The sequence below is a fragment of the Duncaniella dubosii genome (assembly GCF_004803915.1).
Taxonomy (GTDB): domain Bacteria; phylum Bacteroidota; class Bacteroidia; order Bacteroidales; family Muribaculaceae; genus Duncaniella; species Duncaniella dubosii.
Window position 1 is genome coordinate 1,779,989 of record NZ_CP039396.1, and the last position, 24,957, is coordinate 1,804,945.

The window sequence follows — 24,957 nt, forward strand, 5'->3', positions numbered from 1 at the left end:
GCAAATTTATAAAAATTCGATAATTAATTAAATTACATTCTCAAACAGTTAAATATAAAACCGGGATTTCCATGCGGTCAGGTGCGATTTTGCTGTGCATTCGTGCGCTTTCGTGCATTTGTCAGTATCCCAATACATTACGGGCGTACTTTTTTGTGCGGAATGTGCTGCGGAAGTGTACCTTCCAAAGTGTGATTTGTACATCAGTGCAATCGTGCGCAAAAGTGCAAAAATCGTGCGCTATCTAAGTGGCTGATTTACAAATGTAAACACCTATTCTGTACGAATGTACTCTTTTTTACTCTTACAATAGGCGGGAGAAAAAAATAATTATAAGGATTGTTCGCTATGAATGTAAAATGGTTTATAACAGCTCGTTGCATCCAATGTCCTTTGCGGGCGGTACGTGGCATGCGACGGCTGCCGGGTGATACGCGCCTCCCCGCACCCCTCCGCACGGAAGCCGGGACTATGTGCGCCTGTGCCATTTCCGCACGTGTGCACAATGGTTTCCAAAATCCTGCCTCCGGGGGTGCGGGGGCGGCGGAGTATCATTAAAACAGATGTTGCTAACTCGATTACAGAATGTTTGTCTATTCAGCAGAGAATGTCTAATTTTGTGCCTATAATGGGCTTTTAATGCGTTTACGTGATACGTGAAAATGTATTATATATGGGAATACCGACGGCCTGAAAAAAGAATACCTCGGCCTGAAAAGAGAATACCCCAGCCTGAAAAAAGAATACCGAATCTGATAGGTAATCGCCGTCTATATATTGTACTTTAGATTTCAACCCATCCCTATTATTCCAACAAGAAAGGAGCGCGGCACATCGTTGTGAAACGATGTGCCGCTTGTCATGAGGGGGAATGGATGAATGTTCAGGTGTTCCGGCGTTCGAGCAGCCATCCGGCTTTGCCGTCATGAATTATGGTGCGGTAACCGAGATACATCATGGCTTCGGCTACGTCATTAAGCTCCATGTCGACCATATCTGCGAGATCAAGGATTATTTCCTGTGAGGTCATGACCCGGAAGCGTGTGCGTTCAGTGGGGTCAAAGGCGCGGGTCGGACGGTACTGCGTGTTGATGAAGCCTTCGATCACGCCGAGAAACCGGGGCTTGCGTGAGGCGTTCTTCTTAACCTGCCGGGATTTGTTATTTCCTTCTGTATTCATAGGTACGGATTTTGTAGTTTGTTTTCGGTTATATAACTGTCGATGGCATTGCGGAGCCTGAATAAGTCACCGGCATAATCGAGGGTGATAATTCCATTGCATTCAATGTGGCTGGTGACTTCGATTTCATATTGCCCGTAATCCGGTTCTCCGGACTCTGTGTAATGGGTGCGTTTGCCGATGGTGATGTCCGGCATGGGGGTGGTGCGGCTCATAGCCCTCCTCCTTTCCCTATCGTGTAGTCCTTCATTACCGGGGTGAGATGGATGGTGAATGGCCGATTGTCGGTGAATGCCTTTGCTCCTGCTTCGGTGACAACATATATCTGCGATGAAGCTCCCATGTTGAGCTTGCCGGCGGTAAATCCGGATGTACGGACGGTCATCGGCTTCAGACGCTTGTTTTCCGTGCAGAGGGATTTCATTTCCTCTGTCAGATACTGCGGAATCCGGGATGCCTCGCCGTAATGGACAAGGGCATTGTTATAACGACGAAAAACGGAATCAGCGAGCAGCCGTCCGAGCTTTGTGGTGGACTGGAGTATGTTGACCGTAACAAAGTATTTCATGCCTGACCTCCTTCCTCGCTATCGACAGGGTGTAGGATGTAGTTGAATACGGTAGTGACGCAGACCGGGCATACTTTGCCACGCTCGACGAGATAGTTGTCGAGATCGGCTGTTGTGAGGCCGGATTTACGGACGCGATTTGCGAAATAGGCGACATTGCCGTCCAAGCGCTCCCAGTTCTCAACGATATGGCTTGTAACCGCGAACAGCAGGTCATCTGTAAATCCCATCATTTGTCACCTCCTTTCCCGGCAGAGGATATGAATGCTCCGATTATGGACAGGGGTAGCCCTATGAGTGTAATGACGGCAAGAAGAATTCGTGAGTTGTCAGATCCGGTGGCTGCCGTGTGCATTCCGGCGAATATTGCCGAAATGGCGCATAGGACGCATATACCGGTAACGAGGCGGGACGGGTACAAGCGCACTTCACCGATTCCCATGCCATCGAGAGGGTGCGGGAGAGGCGGGCAGTGATAGGGGTGGAATACCGGGCGCTGATAGTAGGGCCTGTTAGGATTACGAGGGGCGAGCTTGATGGTTTGCCCGGAACCTTGAAAAGAATGGATTGTTGCATAACTTCGACGTTATGGGTTATAGCATATAGGCAGACTAAAAAACGGCTACCTTTCCGTTGCTATAACCCATAACGTCAGTCCCCGGAGGGCGATATTAAGTGTTCGGAAAGGTAGCCGTAGAGCTACTTATGTGAATTGCTACCGACGCGAATGTCGGGAGCAAGAGGGCATAAAAAATGCCCGAAGTTATGTCGAGCGTCTAAACCTCCGCTCCGGGTAACGGACAAACCGTTATGGATTATAGCACTGCAAAATTACTATAAGAAATTTACAATGGCAAATTTTATAGGAGAAAAATTTGAATTCAAATCAATTATTGAAGTTCTTGGATATTTATAGTAATGTCAACGGTGTCTCCGTCTTTCATTGTGCTGAACAGATGTTCACTCATCGTGTATGGCGTTTCTCCATTCAGTGAACTGAATGTGAGAACCACGGGTTCCTCGCTATCAATACGATAGAACATATTGAGAGGATATTCCTTTTGAGTGCCTCTTAGTTTACCTTTAAGCTTAGTCCAAGAATTAAGGCTCAGAGCTTCGATTATAGGAGTGGATTTGAGCGGTATGTCAAGTGCCCCGTCGATTATGGAACATGGGAGATAATTCTGAAAGACAGTATCAAAAGAACGAACTACTACAGATTTGGAGATCATGTTATTCCGGACTTTTACACCTACAAGAACTACCTCCGGGGAGAAGAGCGAAACCGTGTATGGGATAAATAAGGAGGCATGGTGGCAGTAGATTTCTCCGAAAGCCTTAGCCCAGGTGATTCGCAATGAAGTATTCATTTCCATAATGGCGTTTTTATGAGAGAATAGATAGCAACTCTGGTTCATATATGACACGTATGTCAAAACCATCAGTGCGAAGTTCTTCTATTTTTCGCAGTTTTGATGGACCTGCGCCACTACCGACGATCACGATGTTTGTTTTCCTAGATATGGATGTATTTATATCTGCTCCTAACGCCTGGAGAATCTTTCCCAGTTCATCGCGGTTAGGATAGGCCGAGAATATTCCGGTGATTACAGTACGGGCGTGGAAGAAAGGGGTGTCTTTGTTCTCAATCAAAGAGTCATCAATAGCATCAAGAGTGTTTCGCTCATATTTCTTGGCTTTCATCTGGGCTCTTGCCGCAGTGATTCCGCCCTTAAAAGTACTTGTCTGCATTGAGCCATTCTCTGCGAGCATGATTTTAGCACAAGCCAAAGCATCATCGAGGGCATCATGGTGGCACCCCATTTCTATATTATGCTTTGCACATGCGTCTTCAAGCGAAAGACCAGTCATTTGGTAGGTACAGAAAAAACGGAATTTTGATGGATCTGTAACACAACAATATCGATTCATTTGCTCGTCCCAAACGGAGCTGTCGAATTCTGCATTGTGGCAAACTAACACATCATTGCCTATAATTTTCTTAATTGTAGGCCATAGCTCCTGAAAAGTTGGGGCGACGGCTACCATTTCGCGAGTGATACCATTGACCGCAGAGTTGTCCTTATCTCTGTGATCCGGTATGGGATTAATCATGGAATAGAATTTCTGGACGATGTGTCCTGCTACGACTTTAACAAGACCAATAGCACATGCGCTCGAACGTTCCGCTGTGAATGTCTCAAAGTCCAGTGCGGTAAAGGAGTGTAATTTTAGCATATAAGAATGGATTGGGTTCGCAAATATACAATAAAAAGGAAACAATGCAAAACACCCCCGCCGGAATTGGCGAGGGTGTGTGTCCGGCCTTGACGGACATTGTCAAATTAAACAAGGCTGAATTAGATAGAGTCGGCAGCTCGACGGATGCGGTCCGATAAATCGCAGAGTGCCTCTTTGAGCTGCATGGCTTCATCAGTGGTAAATCCACCGGCGCCACCGTTACCGTCGATTCCATCGAGTTTGTGATACAGCCACGAACTCGACTTGCCGAAATAAGTTCTTGCAATCTCGCGCCATGAAATAGCTACGAGGATGTCGGACATTTTACTTTTTACGTCCGAAATCAGTGTTTTTGTTTGGATGACTGTTTCCATATCGTTTTATTTTTAAGCCCTCCCCCTCGATGAGAGGGAGGGCGGTTTGTCAGGGAAGGTCTGTCAGTTCATCGACGAGTTGCTGAATGTAGTAGAGCAGTTGGGGATAACCGTTTGGGAAACTCTTTTGATAGTTTCGGATGGCTCTTATCAGCTCCTCCTCTTTTTCTGTCAGTTCGATTTTTTCTTTTCGTATTCTCATTGTGATTACTTGTTTAATTTGACACCACAAAATTACTACGAATTTTCGTATTAAACAAATTTGAAGGTCAAAAAGATTACGAAAATTCGTATTTTTTCATACGCCCCGTTTGCAATCGTTGAGAGGAGTTTTCACAGGGGAAATTGGGGGGTCGAGTGTCCCGCAGAAAGTTCATCGGGCGTCGGATACTTGGCTACCAACAACGACAATTCAAGGCGATACCGCTCAAATCCGGAATTGCCGTAGGCGTGATACACCTCCCTTGGAGAAAGTAACCCGCGGCGTTTCATCTCCTCGAGGGTACTTTTCTGAATGGCCTTCTCAGTTTCGCGGAGTAGAGCGCATTTGAGGTCATGATGAGCGAGCGGAGGAATATCGACCTCACGAGCGATTTGCAGCCGTAGAGGTTCGACGGAGAATTCTCGCAGACGAATCCCGGCAACATTGTTGTCGGGTGCAAAAATTCTGGGCCGGAACAACCATTTTGTCAAATAGCTGCCTATAATAAACCCTATTGCGAGAGCGCCGATTATACTGAGAATCGTGGTAATCATGAGAACAGTGTCGGTTGTGGGTTAAGACGCTCATCTTGCAGCTTTGCAAGCTGTTCATCAACTTTACGGATTCGGACATTGGCGGTGTTGATACACTCTTTGGACTTGGAGATTACCCGAAGGCATTGTGCCTTTTCGTCGAGTAGAGCTTTCTCTGCGCGGTTCTGCTCTTGCTGACGCCGGGCAGATTCGTTGAAATGTACATAGTCTACAGCCAAGACTCTGCAAAAGTGGAGTGGTTGTCGCGCAGAACCATTTGGGTCAACGGCAAGGAAAAAGACTTTGAAAATCATAATATCCAAGGTGTTATATTTTAATTACATTCAGATATGTAAGTTCTCCTTTGTAGGAGAAGCCTCTGTTTTTAAGTTCTTCTGCAAGCTCACGCATGGCGGCTATGAGCTGAAGTGGTTGTTGGCCTTCGAATTTTGGATTGTAAGCCTTAAATGCAGAGGGGGGGTAACTGGCGGAGACTCTTTTCCCGATGGAAATCCTTGATTTCTGACAGGTTTTGCAGATTGAAAGATGTCCGGACTTGGAGCGAGAGTTGCGGGAAAACTCGGAAAGAGGCTTGAGTTCGTTGCATGATGAGCAACAAATAAGATCATTGGAATTCATTTTGTGGTATTGTTAAGTGAATATATATAATCGTTTTCGTGATCGAACACCTGATTGCCGATGATCGAGGCGTATTCATCGCCGCGCTCATGGGTGATATCGAGGCAAAGGTCGACGCGGTCAAATTCGCCATTGAATGTATCGGCGATTGAGCGGATCGTGGCAGCTGAGGCACGTTCCGCGGAGGCAAGACGAATGAAATATCCGTCGGGGTGCTGCTCGATGACGGAGAACCCGGCAGGGATTGACTCAGAGGCGACGGCTGCATGAGGCTGAGCCGATGAACCCGAAAGCTCGTTAGACTGAGAGCAGCCTACCAGAGCGAGGGCAAGTAGAATGGAAAGTTTTTGTACCATGGTTGATGATTTAGAATAGTTCTGCTTGAAGGAGCGACGCTTCTCCACTACGGAGGTCGATGCGTGTATCTTCTATGAAATAATCAAGATATAGAAGCATAAAGCCGATTGCATACAGCTTTGCATCGCGCTGAGAACGGAATCTTCCGAGGGCTGCGGTAGGCTGCTGTACGGATGTCCGGCCATTTGCCCAGTTGACGGCATAACCATAGACCCACGAGCCGTCAGGGAGCAACGATGAGAAGATTGTGACGGATTCCCGGCGGGCTTTAGTGACGCGCCATGTCGATTGTGCCTCTACCGGGCTGACATCTTCGAGAAAGTCGATTTTAAGATACTCGTAACGATTTTTGGTGCTCATACATTTCGGAGATTTTGTTGAACTTGGCACGGAATATCTTTGAAAGACGCAGTGAGGCGATTGCATTGTGCCTTGATTTGAGGATTGCGCAACGGCCACGGTTAAGCATCCATGAAATAGTTTCATCAGTAGCTCCTTCATGATACAGAAGGAGGATTACAAACTGTCTGGCCTCGACTGCGGGCCATTTGCGCGTACCGGATAGGATTGTCGATTTTGCCACGCCCGTAAATTTACTTACGACGGAGATGGCGATTTCTTTGTTGTCCATATATAAGTATTTAGAATGGTTTGGATTCCTTTTCTTTGGCTGGAGAGAATACCTTGAAGTATTCTGCCCCTCCGGATTTATCATCCGAACCGATGAAAGATTCTTCGGGGTGTAGCGGTTTCCAGTCTGAGTAATAGACTTTCTCGGCATTAGGACGGTCAATGTTAAAATCGTAGCCCTTGAATTTGCAATATGCTTGGATTTTCCCCTTGAAGTTTGTACGGGTAACGCCATGCCCGGCAGGGCCACCGGCGTACTCGAAGAAAGAGGCGACGAGGTCAGCGCGTTTAATACGGTCGTTGAGATGAGAGCCTGACGGGTCGAAATATTCCTCGGCCCACTGATAGAGGACTTCCGACATCTCCTGTCGGAGAGTGCGTAGCTCGATATTCTTCATGGGCGGAGGAACAGCCCCGGCGCCCTCACGCGCCCAGCAGTTCTCGAAGGAGCGGAAATAGAACATGACACATTCGGCCATCAGATTGTCAAAAAGATTCCATTGTTCTTCGTCCCAGTCGTCGAAAAACATGTGATGGAAGTCATCAACGAGAGTATGATCGGGATTGTACCATGTTGAAAACTCCATGTAGATGATACGGCGCTTTGTGGCCGCCTCGTTTGCTTTGTTGATAGCGTGGTTTGTTGTAATCAAAATTTTCGGGGAGTCCTCAAGCGGTATGCAATATCTGTCTTTGCCTTTGGGGTTGACATACATTGGGCCGGTAACCATTGCGAAAAGGTTTTCAAAGGCAAAGTTTGTCTTAACGTCATCGAGGAAGATATTGCGAGTGGCTTTGGTTACGCCAGACAGAAGGAACTCGTCATCGCGTTTCATCTGCTTGCCGTCTATGAAGAACTGCGAGACAACATGGCCGATAGCGTTTCCGACTATCGACTTACCGGCGCCGCCGTGGCTCTGGCCGACCTCAGACATGAGGTGATCCTGAATTACTACGGCCTTACGCTCGGAGGCGTATTTATAATCACAGAGCAAGAAGCCGAGCGTCGTGATTTTATTGACGATATGATGAATCCACTCGAAGGTTTCATCGTCGGAGAGTTCCCGGGGCGCGTCATAGGAGAAGAAGTTATTTGATGTGTTGACAAGGAACTGCAGGAACTCGCAGTTGGCCGCCTCGGGGGTATATTCGATATAGAATTTGTCGCCTATCTTTTGGATATCCTTAATGATTGGCACTCGACGGAAACGGCGGGGGACAATTCGGCTTCGCCACACTTGGCTGATTGGCTTGTTGGGCGTGATGTCATTGGCGGTAATCTCGACCTGACCGTTGTTGTAGTATGTGCGCTGAACGCCCGACGTGAAATTATTGAAATCGTCGGAGATGATGTCGAGTTCTTCAAGCTGCTTGTCCGACATAATGGTCGACAGCTTCTTCTTGAAGAACAACAGGACTAAATCAGACTTACAGTTGGCCGTTATATAGCTGCGGATAAAGTCGCGCACCTCATAGGGTGCGACGCGGTCAATAATGCCGTCATCGATACGGATAAAGTCGTAACCGGTGGCCGCTTCATCGCTGTTTCGCAGTCGACGGAAGCCGTTTGCCGAGAGGAAGCGGAACGCCTCGACATCGTTAAACTCGACTTTGTCCTCGCCTTTTGAGGTCTGAGTGATGGAATAAATATCCGAGGAAGAAGAATAACGGCTAACAGGTACGAGAGAGCCGTTTTCGGCCTTATATCTGATATTGCCGATTTTGAAGGTGTCAACGCCGGTCAATCGGTCCTTATGTATTTCATAGAATGCCTGAACGTCATTCAGCGACCAGAAATCACGGATTTTCGTGTCTGACTCCTCGGTGATCTTGTGGATATTGAGCCATGTGCCTTTCCCGTCATGGGAGTTCATTGTGCGTTCAACGTCCGCCATAAGCTCAGACTCCCGGCCGTTCAGAGATCCGCAAAGGAGGTCATCGACTCCTTTGTCACCGTGTCCGTTCTCGTTCACATGTCCCCACCAGATATTTACGGACAGACCAATGATGTTGAATGTCTTCATGTACTGCCGGTACTTGATGACTGCCTTAGAGAATGAATTGGGGCGTTTGTCGGCTCTGTCACCGACGATGATATCCCGGTGGAGGTCATTCCAGTCCGAGTCCATGACGAGGACGATATTCGCTATCGAGCAGACTTTGGCGAGGTCTTGAATATCTTGCAAAAGACCTTCCTGTTGAGAGCCAAAGTTGTTTATGCCCTGTATGCCTATAGACAGCATACCATGCTTACATGCTTTCTCGGCTTTCTTTTCACCTTCCTGAAGAAACAGTGTGTCAATGTGTGTCCGGCTTTTATACAGACGGCGGATCTTTTCCGGGATATATACCCGGCATGAAGCTCCGGAGGGTGTCTGATACTTCATTTCCTTGCCGTCGGATGCCCTGTGAAGAGCTGGGTTAGACCAACGGACACGGACATACTGCCGGGGCTTGGAAGAGCCTTTGGCCGTATACATCATCGGGCGTCCGTTAAGGTCATAATAGTAAATGAGCATTTCGTCGCCGGCTTCGTCCGGAATGAATGACTCGTTTACACGACCTTTGCGGAATGGGGAGCGGAACAGCTCCTGTCCCCCTCGATAATAGATGCCATGACATCGGCCTCGGTTAATCCTGAAGCTTCGAGCTGCTGACGTAAAAAGGAGGATTGATTGGATTTGACGGCGGCGGCAATAGATAGGTCGCGCTGTCGTTCAATTGGGGTTATGACGATACCTCCCTGTCGGGCGGTCTCTTCAAGAGCATGCAACCAATCGGTGTCAAGATTTATATTGGCGTAGTGTGCGACGGCTGCAATAGGGCCGGAGAACCCATTGCCACAACTCCAGCATTTGGCATAATTAGCTCCTTCTATGTTGTATTCCAAAATTCTCGTTGAGATTTAGAAAAGATTAACGTTAAAAATCAATTGCTTATGTTTCTGTGCCAATTGTGTAGGCACAAAAGAGTCATGATCGAGGCCTCTGCCCCAATCAAATAACCGGCAATCGGTTAGAGCCCGAAATGCCTTGTAGTTAAAAAAGTCCTATCAGGCAAACTTCTATCAGTCACGCCCCATCGGGCTGACAGTTTACTTATTCAGCATAATAGGAAAGACGCCACAACCTTTCTTTTAGATGCAGCCAAGGCTCATCAAGGAGGCGAGAGTAGCCGTCTTACTGTATTTGCCTATAAGACTTTTGAGTGTCGCATTATCTAACGGCATTCATATCTGCGGTTTGATTTCAGTACGGAAAATATTATGTTGGAGAGCTTGCGGGCTATCCGGATTATGGCTTCCTGCGACTTCATTCCGCGGGTGCACAATGCGCCGAACTTTGCGGAGAGTTCCGCGTCGTGCCGTATGGCTATCCATGAGGCCTCGACTATTTTTGGACCGAGGAATTTGTTTCCCCGGAAAGTCTTCTCACCGACGTATTCCTTGTCGCCGCTTGACGACATCATCGGCACGAGTCCGAGGAACGATGCGAACTGGCGCTGGTTACTGAAGCGACCGATGTCGTCAATCTCGGTAAGCAGGCTCATGGCAATTGTCGAACCAATGCCTGGAACCGACATCAGGATGCCGTATTTCTCGGCATACCTGTCGCTGCGCGCCAGCGAGCGCAATCTGCGGTTCACATCAAGGAGGCGTTCCCTGTAATGGAGTACCTCGGCAATGAGCAGGTCAAGCGAGACCCGTGTGTCGGAGAGCAACCGCACGTCATTCTGCAACCACGTTATGAAACTTCTTGTCCAGTGGCGGTTGCTTCGGAAATATTCTTCGGGGTACTCCACGCCGTTGTTGTACAGCAGATGCTTGATTCTGGATTTTATGCCGCCGGAAAGCTTCACAATAGTGGCGCGGTGGCGTACCAGCGCACGGTCATCGAGGCTGTCCTTCGAGTGAATGTACACACTGCCGAGCTCACCGCGCATAAGGGCTTTGGCCAGCTTTTTTGAATCCACCGGGTCTGACTTCGAGACCTTTTCCTTCTGGGTGGTCGGAACGTCAGCCGCATGTACCACGGTGCATTTTATACCAAGCTCAGTCAGGGCATAATAGGTCGAGAAGCCCGAAAACCCCGTCTCGTAGGCTGCATGGTAGCTACCGTTAGGATAATGCTTGTTCAAATGTTCAAAGAGCTCTTTGGCCGAAGCCTTTTGAGTATGAGTGCGCATAAAACCAGAGGGGGTGAGCACCGTGACACTCCATGTTCTCAGATGGACGTCGATACCAATAGAGATATTTTGTCCGCTGAAATCTTTTTTGTTACTTTGTACCATAGACGTATCGGTTTTGCTGTTAATGTATTTTGCTTTTACAAATTTACATGCAATTGCCCTTACGTCTATCTTTTCTCCTCACTCCTCTCGGGGGAAGCCTTAGCGGCAAGGGGGCAGACAGCCCCCGTTGAGCGCCCCGTCAGCTAATCTGATGCAAACATAGTGACTTTCTTGCTGTTGATGCCAAATTTCATCTTACCGCAGAAAGGGCATTCTATGTCCTGTGTAGCCTTTCGAGGATTGCAGCCGGGAATGAACATACGAATGTCAAGATTCTTGACACGCTGTACTTCCAAATTACTGTATTTAAGATTGTCAATGCTCATGAAAACAGATTGTTTTGAGAGGCATACCGAACGAATTCGGCTCTTGAGTGAATGTCGAGGCGTTCGTATGCGTTGCGAATATGATTGTGGACGGTGTGTGGAGAGAGGTGCAACCTGTCTGCGATAAGCTCATAAGAAAGACCGGTGAACCATAGCCGGAGAACCGGAATCTCGGCTGCTGAGAGTTTGCTGTTGAATTCCGGACGGCATATAACATTTTCATATCGACATTCCCCACGGAGAGGACACGGGACATACTCAAAAGAACAGTGGCATGTGTCAGAGAAATCCGGGATATGGTCGAATATGGCTAAGTTGCACCTGATAAAGCGGGCGGCAATTCGATAGCGGTAGTATAATGTGTTTGATGCGCAGCCACGATATTCTGCATGAAGTGCGTCATGTGCCTTTGGGAAAAACGATGCGATGTGTTCAATAAGTTCGTCAATAAGGTCACAATCCAGCTCACACAACTTCTCGATTGACGGGTGCTCATGACGTTTAAACCAAATGTCACCTTCATTGGTAAAAAATTCTATATTTGATAATAGCCTTTCCATGTCAATTTAATCAATTTGTGATGTCTTTGAAGATATTTTCGCCGATAGCTTCCGTAATTTTGCCATATAAAAACCAAGGAATCGCAGTGCGGCCACATCGCCAGTTGCTAAGAATGAACGTTGATACCCGGCAAAAACATCGAATATCACGTGATTTAGCTATCCGAACTTTAGGATCGAGTGAACTTAGATATTTGTCAAGAGCTTCATTTGCGTTCATATTCTTGTCGGTTTTGATTATTTGTAGTATTTTTACAACGACAAAGTAACAAAGAATAATCAATAGTTAATCTATTTGAGAATGTTATTCTTTGATTGTTTAATTATATTTAACATTTATGGAATATGAAGCATCTCGGTCAGTTGCTTAAAAAGCATATAGAAACCAACCATATAAAGAAACGTGACGTGGCAGGTGCTGCGGATATTTCGTATAACTATTTGTCAACCTTGTTTAACAAAGAAACAATGGATTGTGCGTTATGGGAGAAACTTTGCGCCGGAGCAGGGTTGAATCCGGCAATTGCATTTGATATTCCGGATAAAGGAAATAAAAGTTATTCCGATATACAGGCGCACACTGTGGTAGGCTCGGCTACTGTTATGATTGGAGCAGAACAAAAAACGCTCCTCGATCTTCTTGCAGAAAAGGAACGTTTGATTCAGGTATTGATTGCCGCGTCCGGTTTGAATATCGGGACAACAAAGGGACAAGACCAGTAAAAAATAACATATAATTATCTATTATATAGACTCGGAGGTGCTACTAAGTGAGGGCTTTTAGTCTTCTCACCCCGACAAAAATAAGGAATCAACAATTCGAATTGTTGATTCCTTATTTTTTGTGCTTGAATTCCTGTGGTTGTGTAATAATGACAGCCGCGAGCGAGTGTGGATGCTTTATGACTCGGAAATTTTATTGCGGGAGGATGCGAGTTTTTCTAATTGTTGAGGGGTGAGTACCGTGTGTTTTTGTGAGAAACGGAGCTGATTCATCTCTCTTGCGCTTAAACGGACGGCGCTTTTCAATTGTGGCCGGATTATCTTTTTCATCTGAAACTGTTGTTGAGGGGATTTGGCATTGATAATTTAGTCTGATAACAGGACGAGGCCGGCATGTCAGTTGTGATGGATATTATCCGCATCGCCGTCGTCGTGGCTGTCAGATTTATCAATCAACGGCAAAAGGCGGTTGAGACCGAGAAGAACGGTGAGATACGTGAGGCCAAGGACAAAAAATTCAATCCTAAGCGGGAGTATGCCCTTGAACCATCCTCCGCCCAGATAGCAGAAAAACAGTAGCCAGAGGGATGCCTGTACGCTGACACAAAGCGTACACCAGACCTTGGCACGGAATTTCTGATACCAGATGCTCCAGAATGTAAACGGCAAACAGCAGGCGTTGCATAAGGCAAGGTAACATATCCACCGAGGGAACATCAGCAACGTCAGCAGACTGACTGAGAAATAAGAGAAACCGACTTCGCTCCAGCCGAATATGCCGAAAAACTTTGAGGCTTTCATTTCCAGCACGTTGTCGCATCCTCCGGCCTGAAGAACGCCACACACCTTGTCGGCAGCCGAATTCTTGATCCTGACCGATTTTTGGACGAGCATGTATGTAAGCCATAACCCTAAGATGTCAATGGCGGCAATCAGCCATGTCGAGACTGACAGATAAAGCCCGTTGGCGATGAACAGATAGACAGTAAGTGCTACAGCTCCTGCGATAAGGACACCGGTCTTGGCTTTAGTGATAAATCTATCACGGGCGTGTATGACATAGTCCGGCTCGATTGATTTTTCATTTGGATAGGCCATTAGGACGTTTCCGGACCATGCTTTTTGAAATTCACCAAGAGGCATGGTCTCGGAGACGCCTTGTGTAATATATGAAATCGCATTTTTGTCAACATCTGTGACTATGACGAAACCAGCCGGCGTATGAGCCAGAAATGGAACCGGCAGGAGAGTGATTTCACTCTTATCGTCGATGCGCAGCGCTTCATTGCCGATGCCGTAGCTGTCAAGCACCTTCGAGATCCCGAAGAGCGACTTGAACGGCATGGCGGCAAACTGACGTGCTGAATAGTCGGCAGTGTGTTTCACTCCGAGCTGCTCAAGAAAATCGCCCAGCAAGTTTCCTTCCGCATCCATGACAATACCGATGGCTACATATTAGAGAAACGATTCGACTTTGGTCAGGAGTATGTCACCGTCGATTTCGCCGCTGTGACGCCAAGCTTCCTTTCCGTCGACATAGATGAGGAAAGTGGGGATCGATTTCACTCCGGCCTCGTCGGCTGCGTCATTGTTCTCGTCAATGTCATATTGATATACGGGAGCTCTGCCGTCGAGAAGTTCCTTGACTTGTGCAACAACAGGCATCATGCGCTGGCAGTGGGGACACCACGAGGCATAGAATTCAACCAGAACTACACGTGAGTTAATTATTGCTTTATCGAAATTCATAATAATAGCGTTTTAGATACTGGATTAGTAAATTTTGTATCTAAAACGCTACAATATGACCTTGGGTTGAGGCTTTTTAAATTATTAACAGCTTACGGCTATGCCGTATAAGCCTGAAATCGGCAATCGTCATACGGATCTCAGATGTTTGACAGCCTTTATAAGCGCGCGCGTGGTCGCAGATTCGATAATCCGCTGCCGTGTGCCTGCAAAGTGGAATGTCTCGGCTCTGCTGAGGGTGCCTTTAGTGGTAATTACCGATGTGGAGATGCACACGGTGCCGACAGGCTTGGCCTCACTGCCACCTCTGGGCCCGGCTATGCCGCTGGTTGCTATTGCAACCTTTGCTCCTGTGACGCGCAAAGCACCCGCCGACATTTCGCGGACTACTGGGAGGCTGACCGCTCCGTTGTCGTTCAATGTTTTGGCGCTGACACCAAGAACTCCTGTCTTTATGCCATTGCTGTAGCTCACGACAGAACCGACAAACACATCAGACGAACCGGGTACAAGAGTGATTTCATGAGCGATGTTGCCTCCCGTACAGCTTTCGGCTGTAGCGAGTGTAAGGCCGCGTTTTCTGCATTCCTGAAGTAGAATCTGAGCCGGGGTAAGATCCTCGGTAGCGAGGATGGCATCGCCCAATATTCTTTTAAGTTCAGCGGTTGCCCTTCTTACCTCGGAGATGATGAAATTCTTATCATTGTGCGCACCGTCGATGCGGAGACGTATGAGTCCCGGCTTCGGGAGATAGGCGAGATGGAGGTAGGGTGGGAGTGAATCTTCCCACGGAGCTAATTTCTCGGCAAGCCCGCTCTCTGTGTAGTCGGTCACCATCAATACGGCATGTTCGATGTCAACGTCGGTGTTGAATTTTTCGCGCAACTGCGGGAACACCTCGCTCTGAAACATCTCGCGGGTCTCGAACGGCACTCCGGGCATTGCGACAAGCACTTTGCCGTCGCGCTCAAACCACATTATCGGGGCTGTCCCGACGCGGTTCTGTATCACGCGGCATGATGTCGGTACGATTGCCTGCGCAGCTGTGAGTTTGTTGAGTTTGAAGCCTTTGGCGTTTATGACCTTCATGACGTTTTCGAGGACGGAATGGTCTTCGACGAGTTCGCCCCCGAAGTAGTCGCACAACACTCGTTTGGTTATATCGTCTTTTGTCGGTCCGAGACCGCCTGTGGTCAGGATCACATCTGTCAGTTCAAAGGCTCTGTCGATAGCGCGGCGTATTTCGTGAGCTTCGTCGCCTACGGTCTGGACATCGTTGACTTCCCAGCCGTAGGGCGCTATGTGGCGGGCGATTTCTCCTGAATTTGTGTCGGTAACCTGTCCGAGCAGGAGTTCATCGCCGATAACGATTACTGATACTTGCATTCTTTATGATTGAGGATGAGGTTTAAAAGACAAAATAAAAGATTAAAGATTAAGGAGCAACGGTTAAAAAAGTTTGCCTCTTATACTTGAACACGAGCGTAGGGCACGGCGTCATATCGGCAGAAATCCCTGTCGAGATATTTATAGTAGGCGGCGATTGCGACCATTGCGGCATTGTCGGTGGTGAATACGCGTGGTGGTATGAATGCGGTCAGACCGTTGCGCGAGCAATAGTCGGCGACCGCATCGCGGACGCCTGAATTTGCCGAGACTCCGCCTCCGATTGCCACCGTCTTGACCCCTGTCTGCTTTACGGCTTTATCAAGTTTGTGCATCAGGATGTCAATGATGGTCTTTTGGAGCGAGGCTGCAAGGTCGGCTTTGTTTTCCTCGATGAATCCGGGGTCGTTCTTAAGCTCGTCGCGAAGTGTGTAGAGAAACGAAGTCTTCAATCCGCTGAAGCTGTAGTCAAGACCGGGAATGTGTGGTTTGGCAAACTTGAAACGGCCGGCGTCACCCTCGGCTGCGAGCCTGTCGATGTGTGGTCCGCCGGGATAAGGCAATCCCATCACTTTCGCACACTTGTCGAACGCCTCGCCGGCGGCATCATCGATTGTCTGCCCGAGGATTTCCATGTCATTGTAGTTTCTGACGAGGATTATCTGGCTATTGCCCCCGGAGACGAGAAGGCATATAAACGGGTAGGCGGGGACAGCGTCTTCCTCCGTGCGCCGGATGAAATGGGAGAGCACGTGGCCGTGGAGATGGTTGACATCGACAATGGGGATGCGCAGTCCGAGCGACATGCCTTTGGCAAAGCTTGTCCCGACAAGCAATGACCCAAGCAGACCCGGTCCGCGTGTGAAGCCGATTGCAGTCAGGTCCGATTTGCTTATCCCGGCGCGTTTCAGGGCGGTGTCGACCACCGGGACTATGTTTTGCTGATGGGCGCGTGAAGCCAGTTCGGGGACAACTCCGCCAAACTCTGCATGCACTTCCTGAGATGCTATGACGTTGCTGAGCAACACACCGTCACGGATAACGGCCGCCGATGTGTCGTCGCACGATGATTCAATTCCTAATATTACGATACTCATGGAGTAAAATTTCTAAAAATTCAGCTGCAAAATTAGCAAATTCCACTGACAGAAAAAAGGATAGCTCTAAAATGAACTGTATTGCATGTGACTGTCGGATGGAAATGTGATGAAATGTTGTCGGCGGTGATAAATTAAACGCCCCGGAAAGCCTTGATGGCAATCCGGGGCGCAAACGTCAATTATTGTTTTTTAGAATAGAAAAAACTCAAATTTAGTTTTTTGCGGACTGACTTCCGTTCCGGCGATATCTTCAGTGGCGACTCTTCGCCAATTGGACTCCGCCTCTGCGGACTGTGATATCTGTTATTGCAGCATTCGGACAACTCTTTGCCTCCTGACTCTGTGTGCCTCTGCACATCTGCGCTGTCAATGCCGGTCGGCGGGGATGTCAGTTGGGGTTTATTCGGGGATAGCGAAGATTACGATACGATTCCAGTCGTTGGTGTCGTAAACCTGAGTGTTGCTGCCTGCAGCTTCGAGGACGAGGCGGTTTGCATTGATGCCGTAGTCACCGGTGAGGATGTCAGCGACAGCCTGAGCACGGCGTTCTGAAAGCTTCATGTTGTATTCAGATGTGCCGGTATCCTTGTCGGCATAGCCACGGATGACGATAGTTGCATTTGGGTTGGCCTTCATGTATTCAGCCATGTTGTAGACATTGACCATTTCCTCTGAAGATACGTAGGCTGAGTTGAGCTTGAAGCGGACAGTCGGGAGGATGGTGGTTGAAGATTCTACGACAGTTTCTGATACTTCGGGGCAGGGGAGCTGTGCTTCAGCTGCGGCAAGCGCTGCGGAAGTTGTTGCGAGAGCTCCGCGGAGGTCGTTGATCTGTGCGTTGGCGTTGTTGAGATAGTTCACGTAGTCACACGGGTTGTAGCGTTTGAACTTCGAACCTGTGAAGTAGAAAGTGAAACCGCCGATTGCCGAGAGATCGATGTCGATAGGACGGCCGAAAGCTTCGTTGTTGTAGTTGTCGCCGTAGAACTGAGCGCGTCCTTCTGCGAAGAAGTCAACATAGTTGCTGAGGCGGAAGCGGAGCTGCAAGCCGGCTGAAACCGGGAGAAGCCACTGGTTTTTCTTGATTGAACCGTCGTGGTCCTTGATATCGCCGAGTGACGGCTTGAAGTCATAGACGAATGTGCCGCCGAGTCCGATGAAGGGGACGATAGAGAAGACTCTGTCAGGATTGTAACCTCCGATGGAGTTGAACATATCCCACATGAAGTCTACGTTGAGGTTGGCGACACGGGCCTTGGCTGTCACGCCCTGATTCCAGTGCATCGCGCCATAGTAGGCCGAGAAGCGGAAGCCTAAATAGGGTGAGATCCATCGGCCGACACCGAGATTATAGATTGCGGTGATACGACGGGCGTCGTCGCCCTTTACCTTTGAGTTCTCCATGAAGGGAGAACGGATACCGGCGCCAAGCTGGATAAACCAGTTGTCTTTCCATGAACCGGGGGTGTAGTGGTCCTTGCACTCGACATCCTGTACGAGCACCGGAGTCTCTTCGACTACAACACCTGACACTGTTTCCTGTGCCTTTGCGTCGTTTGCGCTCCAGAGCATACCGCCTAAAGCCGCTACGATTAACAAATTTCTTTTCATTCTCTCATAAATTAAAAATGAAACACGTTTTTTAGTAAACTCTTTTTCTTTTTTTTGATTAAATTTTTTGTGCTTTTTGATTTTTGTCAGAATACCCGTTTTTCCGTGACTCTTCACGACGGGAGTCCTGTTCCCTGTGTGTTGTTTCACCTTGATTTTACGGTAGGTTTGTTAACTGTCCCGATCTTAGTGAATGTGTTTTGAAGCGTTTTGATTTTATAACATTAATATATTTTTATTTGTTCATAGACCCTCTTTTTACAATTGAATTTTAACATTTGAGGGTTAAAACAGTTAATTGAGCCATGATGGAGGGAAAATATATGAAATGTTAAAAACAGCGTATTAGGCTGTTGGTGTCAGCCTTGTGCGGTTAAGTGCCGTGTCGGTAGGCATTGCGGCTGCACATGGCGGATGAGGGGGGATACGTGGTGGAGGATAGCCCTTCGTGGAAATAATCGGAATAGATGGAATAAGAATGTCTGATGTAATTGATAGCAATATGACTAATTAAGGATTAGGGTGTTATCTGCGGTTTTAAATCACACCGGCTGAAAAATTATTTATTTTTTTACTTTCCGTTATAGAACATATATATTTGATGAGTCATACCAATATAAAAGACTAATAATTAGAATTTTACGATTATAATACAACTCTTGTGATTCATGGGTACGGTACTAATTTGCGACAAAATTATTAAATTTTTCATAAAGTGCAAAGGTTTCTAAATATTTTAACTAAATAAATGAAACTGAGGCGTTAAGCTAACTGCTTTTTAGTTAAAATCGGGTTGATACAAGAAGGCATGTGTTAAAATATGCTCATTATTGCCCTAAAAACAGAGAGTTGTAGCCATTAACAGATATAATTGTACTATTCAGATAAATACATTTTCTATAACGCGAAGTAGAAAAAAGAATAGAAAATAGCATGAAAGAAATCTTATTTATCATTTAACACAAACATGAAAGACTTAATCTCAAGTCGTAGTCAATGGCTGCGGCACTTTTTCTTTGCGACGCACTGGAAAACAATGCTACTCCTGTTGGTGCTTTGTGTCGGCTTCAATGCCAATGCACAGAATCTCACTGTCTCAGGAACAGTGGTCGACGGCACCGATGAACCAATGATCGGCGCGACCGTACAGGTCGATGGTACTAAGAACATCGTTGTCACCGACATCGATGGAAACTTCACCCTTAAGAATGTAGCCAAAAATGCCACCCTCGTAGTGTCGTATATCGGCTATAAGACAGAAAAAATCGCAGTTGACGGCCAGACCAACATCCGCGTAGTGCTTTCGGAAGACTCTGAATCGCTCGACGAAGTTGTTGTGATCGGTTATGGTGGCACCCGCGCCCGCCGCGACCTCACAGGCTCTGTCGGCTCAGTTTCAGGCGCTAAACTCGCCGCAGTCCCCGTGACCTCTGCCGCAGTCGCCCTTCAGGGTAAGGTTGCCGGCGTGCAGGTTACCACAGTCGACGGTCAGCCCGGTGCTGATATCAACATCCGTGTGCGTGGTGCGACATCGGTGACACAGTCAAACGACCCCCTCTACATCGTCGACGGTTTCCAGGTTGAAAACATCAACGACATCCCCCGAGCGATATCCAGAGCATCGACATCCTCAAGGATGCCTCGCTCACCGCTATCTATGGTGCGAAGGGTGGTAACGGTGTTGTCATCGTGACAACCAAATCGGCAGCTGAAGGCAAGACCCAGGTCAATGTAAATTTTCAGGGATCAGTCTCTCATATATCAAAGAAGCTTGACCTGATGGACGCATATGGTTTCGTTGATTATCAGTGGGACTTTGCTACAGGACGCTCGAAATCATCATCGGCAGCAAAGCTTTTCCGCTATAATTTCGGTAACATCAGAGACCTTGACCTCTATCGTTCTGCTCCTACTCACGACTGGCAGGATGAGGTTATGGGAAATGATCCGTTCTCATACTCGACCAACGTATCGGTTGGCGGTGGTAATGACAAGACTCGCTATAATATTTCGTTCACACAGTCTGATGACCGTGGTATCATAATGGGATCTGGCGTACGCCGTACAAACATCCACACAAAACTTCAGACCAAGATTCTACCGAATCTTACCCTTCAGTACAATCCTAAGATTTCATATCGCCGTGATGAAGGCGCAGGAGGTGACAATGTCGGTACTGGCGGCATTATTGACGTGCTCCGCTACCGTCCCTCAAATGGTATCAGAGAACTTGGAAACATCTTCTGGACACCCGGTGCGGCAGACCCGGATCAGGAGGCTCTCTTCCAGTATACCAATCCGGTCAACGATATTAAGACCAATGTCCGTAAGAAGCATTCATACTCAATTGCAAATCAGGCATCACTTGAATACAAGCCTATCGAAGGACTGACACTTCGCACAGAAGGCAACTATACATTCTCGTTCAATGACGACAACCGTTTCTGGGGGCCCCTTACAGATGATGGTATCAAAAATAACCACCAGCCTGTTGCTCAAGTAAAGAAGACCCAGACCAATCAGTACACATGGACCACCACAGCCTCTTATGATTGGAGCATCAAGGAAAAAAATAATTTCTATGCCCTTGTCGGTTTCGAGCTTTATCACAAGCAATCAGAAAATACCGAACAGAAAAACCGCTATTTCCCGCGTGAAATTTCAGCTGACGATGCCATCCATAATCTTGGTCGAGGTAAGCCTTGGGTGTCAACTTCATCTCTCGGCACTGCTGACCGCACCACTTCTTACTTCGGTCAGATTAGCTACAACTATGACCACAAGTACCTGTTGTCCGGTACATTCCGTGCCGATGGTTCTACAATGTTTGCTCCCGGCCACCAGTGGGGCTACTTCCCCTCGATTTCAGGTGCATGGGTTATGTCAAGCGAGGACTTCATGAAGGATATCACATGGCTTGACGAACTTAAAATCCGTGCCGCCATCGGTAAGGCCGGTAACAACCGTATCAAGGCCGACATGTGGCGCTACCTTTACACCACCAATTCATCCGGCGGCCCGAACTTCGGCGAAAGTTCAGAGAACCCCGATGGAGAACTCTACTACGACACTTCAAATTATCTTCCCAACCCCGATATCAAGTGGGAGACTACCCTCACCCGCAACTTCGCGCTTGACCTTTCATTTTTTAACGGTCGTCTGCGTATTTCCCCCGAATATTACTGGAACACGACATCCGACCTTATCTACGAAGCCGACGTGCTGACCACCATCGGTTACGGTAAGCAGTTCCAGAACATCGGTCAGGTGACCAACCGTGGTTTTGAAATCTCCATCAACGGAGACATCCTCCGTGGCAAGGACTATGTTCTTTCTGCCAATTTCAACCTTGGCGCCAACAAAATGAAAGTCGATAAGCTTACGGGCGACGAGGACTTCCTCGAAATCCGTCACACCCGTGCAAAAACAGACGCAGGTAACAACTACCGTCTTGAGGTCGGCGGAGAAGTAGGTCTTATCTACGGTTATGTCTATGATGGTCTTTACGGTTTTGATGAGTTCACATATAATAGCGTTAAGAACGTCTATGATCCACATCCACAGGTGTTTGATGAAAACGGGAAGCTGATTTCGGGCACTGTGTTGATGGACAACATGTATAATTCTAACGATCAAGGTACACAGACCCAGCCCGGTAAGCCTAAATTTAAGGATCTCAACGGCGACGGTGTGATTGACCAGAACGATAAGACTATTATTGGCCGCACAACCCCTAAACTTCAGGGCGGTTTCGGTCTCAACGGTCAGTGGAAGGGTTTTGACTTCACAGCCAACTTCACTTTCTTCCTTGACTTCGACGTTTACAACGCGACTGCCTATCGCCTCTCGTCTTCGATGGATAACAAGAACAACTTCTACAATGTCCTCTCATCGTTCAACAAGGGAAACCGCTGGACATACACAGATGTTGAAAGACGTTGGGAGCATATGCTTGGCAATACTCAGACCACATGGACAAACTTCGAAGGTTCAGGTGTCCCGATGGATGTGAAAGCTGAACTCGACGGTTACCAGATGTATGAATACATCAACCGTAACCGCACAGAGTGGAATCCTTCTGATGTCACCAAAGAATATACTATCTCACGCTTTGTAGAGGACGGTTCATTCCTTCGTTGCACCGACATTACCCTCGGATACTCGCTTCCGACCAATATCATCCAGAAACTCGGCATGAGCAAGTGCCGTTTCTACGGTTCTGTCACCAATCCCTTCATCATCACCAAATATTCAGGTTTTGACCCCGAAGTTGATGTGCAGAGTGGTCTGACACCTTCATATGATATGAACCGTTATCCTCGCTCACGCAGCTACGTGTTCGGCATCAATCTGTCATTCTAACCCAATTTTAATACCAATTACGGAATAAACACAATGAAATTTCGCAATATATTCATAGCAGGTCTCTCAGTTATGGCTTTAGCCTCCTGCTCCGACTATCTGGAAGTTGATGCTCCTTCGCAGAACGACCCGGACTATGTCTTTTCGGACAAGACTGAGATGAACAACGCGCTCAATGGCATCTATGCCTCAATGATGAGCGGTGACACATATGGCGACAAGATGTTCTCGACCTATGTCATGAACACCGATGTCGACTTCAAGACCAATTCAAGCCGCTTCCTGTCAGGAGCGAACTGGTCTCGCTACGATGCCGATCCCGATGGAGGAGCTATCAATTCGACATGGAAACAGCAATATACCACTATCGAGCTCGCCAACCTTTTCATAGAGGGAGCGGAGTCATCTCAACTTTACAATCCCGAAAAAGAGGAAGACTATAAGGACATGCGCCAGATGATTGGTGAGGCCAAAGTGATGCGAGCAATTGTTTACCACGATCTCACATGGATGTTCGGTGATCCAGCATTCTCGTTCAATTCATCGCGCACTGCTACTGTAAAGATTTATCCTCTGACCGACCGTGCGGAGATACTCGACAAGCTTATCGCTGATCTCAAAGAAGTGGCCGATGACATGAAGTCGACCAGTGAGCTCGGAACAGTAGAGCGCATATCCAAAGAAATGGCTTGGGCCATGATTGCACGTATTGCTCAGACTGCTGCCGGCTATACTCTCCGTCCAGATGGCGAAAGTTATGGAAAGATGGAGCGTATGAACGAAAACTATCTGGACTATTATGCAATCGCCCGCGATTATACCCAGAAAGTAATTGATTCACAGACACATCGCCTCGGCAAGCCTTTCTATCAGGTGTTTTTTGATGAGTGTAAGAATGTGGCCACGCCCGGCGATGATGTCATATGGGAAATTCCATTTGCAAAAACTGCAAACGGCAAGGTTGGTTACTCGCACGGTATAAAACTCGATTCGTATCAGAGTGAAACCCCCCACGTTTATGGTGAGGCAAAGTCTGATGTCCGTCTTAACGGGGTTTATCGTTACCTGTTCAACGAGAACGATGTTCGTCGTGACTATGTCAACCAGCTCACAAAATATGACGCACCCGCAGGCGATGCCATGTTTGACAATAACTATACAGTGTCAAACGGTAAATGGTCAAAACTCTGGGTTCCCGGTGGTCTCGGAAATCAGACCACAGACAAGACCGGTATCAATTTCCCTATCATGCGCTACACTGATGTGCTGCTTATGTATGCCGAAGCTATCAATGAAATCGAGCATGGAGTAAGTGGCCCTAACGGAGCGAAAGCGGTTGAGGCTCTTGCTCAGGTACGTCGCCGTGCATTCCCTAACAACGCAGAGCTTGTTGAGCCATATATCGCAGCGCGCAGCTCTGAGGAGGCATTCCGTAAGGCCGTCCTTGACGAACGCAAATTTGAATTCGCCGGTGAAAACATGCGCTGGCGCGACCTCGTCCGTCACAATCTCCTTGCTGAAAATGTCTACTGGACATTCTACCGTTATCTCTCGCTTGCTGAAAGTTCGGAAACTACTTCCACTAACCTTTCTTCTGTGTCGGCCTACGATTTTGATGGCAATGATGAGGCATACGATAAAGTGCCATTCACTATCCGCAACATCCGTTCTGTTGACAATACAATGAAGGACGAAGCAGGAAACGATGTGCCTATCTATCCCGAGAATGTATTCCCGAACCAGAGCGTGAAGGTGTGTCGTATCCTCAACCCCTACAGAACAATGTCATCAGCCGAGGCCAACGCATTGGGTCTGAGCAATGTTCGCGAGGACATTATCGAATGGTCAAAAGAAGGTGTCATCCGTAACGAGATTCGCTTCTCGCTCCGTGGCTACATCTATATGACACCTGAAGAAGGTGACGAGAATGGTCCCGGCGGTGTAGTGGTAGTCAACGACAATGGTCGTTACTCACTCGATTCACGTGACCTCTCAACCTTCCCCAGCAGCAAGAATCTTCCTGTAATCCGCTATATTCTCCCCATCCCGCGTGCGGTTATCAGCCGTGCTCAGGGGCAATATGAGAATAAGTATGGTTACAAGTAATTATAATCAAATGTAACTAT

Annotated in this window: 29 protein-coding genes; 4 read left to right on the forward strand and 25 right to left on the reverse strand. The window is 47.7% G+C overall.

Going from position 1 to position 24,957, the window contains the following annotated elements:
• Positions 1-883: 883 nt before the first annotated feature.
• From E7747_RS07795 to E7747_RS07885, 20 genes are all read right to left on the reverse strand, one after another.
• The gene (locus E7747_RS07795; protein WP_136415204.1) at positions 884-1,180 is read right to left on the reverse strand and encodes a hypothetical protein; all 297 of its coding nucleotides are present in this window, start codon (positions 1,178-1,180) and stop codon (positions 884-886) included.
• Positions 1,177-1,395, reverse strand: a complete 219-nt coding sequence (locus E7747_RS07800) for a hypothetical protein (protein WP_136415206.1) — start codon at positions 1,393-1,395, stop codon at positions 1,177-1,179. Before E7747_RS07800 ends, E7747_RS07795 begins: the two co-directional genes overlap by 4 nt.
• Positions 1,392-1,748, reverse strand: coding sequence for a hypothetical protein (locus E7747_RS07805; protein WP_136415208.1), 357 nt, complete (start codon positions 1,746-1,748; stop codon positions 1,392-1,394). The genes E7747_RS07800 and E7747_RS07805 overlap by 4 nt, the downstream gene beginning before the upstream one ends.
• Positions 1,745-1,981, reverse strand: coding sequence for a hypothetical protein (locus E7747_RS07810; RefSeq protein ID WP_136415210.1), 237 nt, complete (start codon positions 1,979-1,981; stop codon positions 1,745-1,747). Before E7747_RS07810 ends, E7747_RS07805 begins: the two co-directional genes overlap by 4 nt.
• 58 nt (positions 1,982-2,039) lie before the next feature.
• Positions 2,040-2,324, reverse strand: coding sequence for a hypothetical protein (locus E7747_RS16985; RefSeq protein ID WP_136415212.1), 285 nt, complete (start codon positions 2,322-2,324; stop codon positions 2,040-2,042).
• Between the two features lie 314 nt (positions 2,325-2,638).
• Positions 2,639-2,980, reverse strand: a complete 342-nt coding sequence (locus E7747_RS07820) for a hypothetical protein (protein WP_136415214.1) — start codon at positions 2,978-2,980, stop codon at positions 2,639-2,641.
• A gap of 154 nt (positions 2,981-3,134) precedes the next feature.
• Complete coding sequence (locus E7747_RS07825; protein WP_136415216.1) at positions 3,135-3,986, reverse strand: exonuclease domain-containing protein; 852 nt, start codon at positions 3,984-3,986, stop codon at positions 3,135-3,137.
• A gap of 122 nt (positions 3,987-4,108) precedes the next feature.
• Complete coding sequence (locus E7747_RS07830) at positions 4,109-4,363, reverse strand: DUF5053 domain-containing protein (RefSeq protein ID WP_136415218.1); 255 nt, start codon at positions 4,361-4,363, stop codon at positions 4,109-4,111.
• A 49-nt stretch (positions 4,364-4,412) separates the two neighbouring features.
• Positions 4,413-4,565 carry a hypothetical protein gene (locus E7747_RS16560; RefSeq protein WP_168185282.1) on the reverse strand — a complete coding sequence of 51 codons (153 nt, stop codon included), beginning with the start codon at positions 4,563-4,565 and terminating at the stop codon, positions 4,413-4,415.
• Positions 4,566-4,696: 131 nt separating this feature from the next.
• Complete coding sequence (locus E7747_RS07835; protein ID WP_136415220.1) at positions 4,697-5,119, reverse strand: hypothetical protein; 423 nt, start codon at positions 5,117-5,119, stop codon at positions 4,697-4,699.
• Positions 5,116-5,337 carry a hypothetical protein gene (locus E7747_RS07840; protein WP_228449296.1) on the reverse strand — a complete coding sequence of 74 codons (222 nt, stop codon included), beginning with the start codon at positions 5,335-5,337 and terminating at the stop codon, positions 5,116-5,118. The genes E7747_RS07835 and E7747_RS07840 overlap by 4 nt, the downstream gene beginning before the upstream one ends.
• Positions 5,338-5,425: 88 nt before the next feature.
• Positions 5,426-5,737, reverse strand: a complete 312-nt coding sequence (locus tag E7747_RS07845) for a hypothetical protein (RefSeq protein ID WP_136415223.1) — start codon at positions 5,735-5,737, stop codon at positions 5,426-5,428.
• On the reverse strand, positions 5,734-6,093 hold the full coding sequence (locus E7747_RS07850) for a hypothetical protein (RefSeq protein ID WP_136415225.1): 360 nt from the start codon (positions 6,091-6,093) through the stop codon (positions 5,734-5,736). Before E7747_RS07850 ends, E7747_RS07845 begins: the two co-directional genes overlap by 4 nt.
• A 10-nt stretch (positions 6,094-6,103) precedes the next feature.
• The gene (locus E7747_RS07855; protein ID WP_136415227.1) at positions 6,104-6,454 is read right to left on the reverse strand and encodes a hypothetical protein; all 351 of its coding nucleotides are present in this window, start codon (positions 6,452-6,454) and stop codon (positions 6,104-6,106) included.
• Positions 6,423-6,725 carry a hypothetical protein gene (locus E7747_RS07860; RefSeq protein WP_136415229.1) on the reverse strand — a complete coding sequence of 101 codons (303 nt, stop codon included), beginning with the start codon at positions 6,723-6,725 and terminating at the stop codon, positions 6,423-6,425. The genes E7747_RS07855 and E7747_RS07860 overlap by 32 nt, the downstream gene beginning before the upstream one ends.
• Positions 6,726-6,735: 10 nt before the next feature.
• Positions 6,736-9,243 carry a primase-helicase family protein gene (locus E7747_RS07865; RefSeq protein ID WP_136415231.1) on the reverse strand — a complete coding sequence of 836 codons (2,508 nt, stop codon included), beginning with the start codon at positions 9,241-9,243 and terminating at the stop codon, positions 6,736-6,738.
• Positions 9,244-9,278: 35 nt separating this feature from the next.
• The gene (locus tag E7747_RS07870) at positions 9,279-9,614 is read right to left on the reverse strand and encodes a hypothetical protein (protein WP_136415233.1); all 336 of its coding nucleotides are present in this window, start codon (positions 9,612-9,614) and stop codon (positions 9,279-9,281) included.
• A gap of 329 nt (positions 9,615-9,943) precedes the next feature.
• Positions 9,944-11,014 carry an IS110 family RNA-guided transposase gene (locus E7747_RS07875; RefSeq protein ID WP_055301324.1) on the reverse strand — a complete coding sequence of 357 codons (1,071 nt, stop codon included), beginning with the start codon at positions 11,012-11,014 and terminating at the stop codon, positions 9,944-9,946.
• Positions 11,015-11,157: 143 nt separating this feature from the next.
• Positions 11,158-11,340 (reverse strand): hypothetical protein, encoded by a 183-nt coding sequence (locus E7747_RS07880; protein WP_136415234.1) that lies wholly within the window; start codon positions 11,338-11,340, stop codon positions 11,158-11,160.
• Positions 11,337-11,900 (reverse strand): helix-turn-helix domain-containing protein, encoded by a 564-nt coding sequence (locus E7747_RS07885; protein ID WP_136415236.1) that lies wholly within the window; start codon positions 11,898-11,900, stop codon positions 11,337-11,339. The genes E7747_RS07880 and E7747_RS07885 overlap by 4 nt, the downstream gene beginning before the upstream one ends.
• A gap of 345 nt (positions 11,901-12,245) precedes the next feature.
• Between E7747_RS07885 and E7747_RS07890 the strand changes: the two genes are divergently transcribed.
• A complete protein-coding gene (locus E7747_RS07890; protein WP_136415238.1) occupies positions 12,246-12,623 on the forward strand; it encodes a hypothetical protein in 378 nt (125 codons plus the stop codon).
• 396 nt (positions 12,624-13,019) lie between these two features.
• Here the strand turns inward: E7747_RS07890 and E7747_RS07895 are convergent, their stop codons facing one another.
• The 5 genes from E7747_RS07895 to E7747_RS07915 all read right to left on the reverse strand — a co-directional run bounded on the left by E7747_RS07895 (position 13,020) and on the right by E7747_RS07915 (position 18,469).
• Positions 13,020-14,057 (reverse strand): vitamin K epoxide reductase family protein, encoded by a 1,038-nt coding sequence (locus tag E7747_RS07895; RefSeq protein WP_136415251.1) that lies wholly within the window; start codon positions 14,055-14,057, stop codon positions 13,020-13,022.
• 21 nt (positions 14,058-14,078) lie between these two features.
• Positions 14,079-14,372, reverse strand: a complete 294-nt coding sequence (locus E7747_RS07900) for a thioredoxin family protein (RefSeq protein WP_136415253.1) — start codon at positions 14,370-14,372, stop codon at positions 14,079-14,081.
• A 129-nt stretch (positions 14,373-14,501) separates the two neighbouring features.
• The gene (locus E7747_RS07905) at positions 14,502-15,758 is read right to left on the reverse strand and encodes a CinA family nicotinamide mononucleotide deamidase-related protein (RefSeq protein ID WP_136415255.1); all 1,257 of its coding nucleotides are present in this window, start codon (positions 15,756-15,758) and stop codon (positions 14,502-14,504) included.
• 80 nt (positions 15,759-15,838) lie between these two features.
• The gene (gene tsaD / locus E7747_RS07910) at positions 15,839-16,855 is read right to left on the reverse strand and encodes a tRNA (adenosine(37)-N6)-threonylcarbamoyltransferase complex transferase subunit TsaD (RefSeq protein WP_123613373.1); all 1,017 of its coding nucleotides are present in this window, start codon (positions 16,853-16,855) and stop codon (positions 15,839-15,841) included.
• Between the two features lie 402 nt (positions 16,856-17,257).
• A complete protein-coding gene (locus E7747_RS07915) occupies positions 17,258-18,469 on the reverse strand; it encodes an OmpA family protein (protein ID WP_136415257.1) in 1,212 nt (403 codons plus the stop codon).
• Between the two features lie 967 nt (positions 18,470-19,436).
• On the opposite strand from E7747_RS07915, the gene E7747_RS17485 reads away from it, so the two are divergent.
• The 3 genes from E7747_RS17485 to E7747_RS07925 are packed head-to-tail and all read left to right on the forward strand — an operon-like array spanning position 19,437 to position 24,937.
• Complete coding sequence (locus E7747_RS17485) at positions 19,437-20,162, forward strand: carboxypeptidase-like regulatory domain-containing protein (RefSeq protein ID WP_394366306.1); 726 nt, start codon at positions 19,437-19,439, stop codon at positions 20,160-20,162.
• The gene (locus tag E7747_RS07920; protein ID WP_394366330.1) at positions 20,096-22,831 is read left to right on the forward strand and encodes a SusC/RagA family TonB-linked outer membrane protein; all 2,736 of its coding nucleotides are present in this window, start codon (positions 20,096-20,098) and stop codon (positions 22,829-22,831) included. The genes E7747_RS17485 and E7747_RS07920 overlap by 67 nt, the downstream gene beginning before the upstream one ends.
• A gap of 33 nt (positions 22,832-22,864) precedes the next feature.
• Entirely contained in the window at positions 22,865-24,937 is a 2,073-nt protein-coding gene (locus E7747_RS07925) for a RagB/SusD family nutrient uptake outer membrane protein (protein WP_123613370.1), read from the forward strand.
• Positions 24,938-24,957 lie beyond the last annotated feature (20 nt).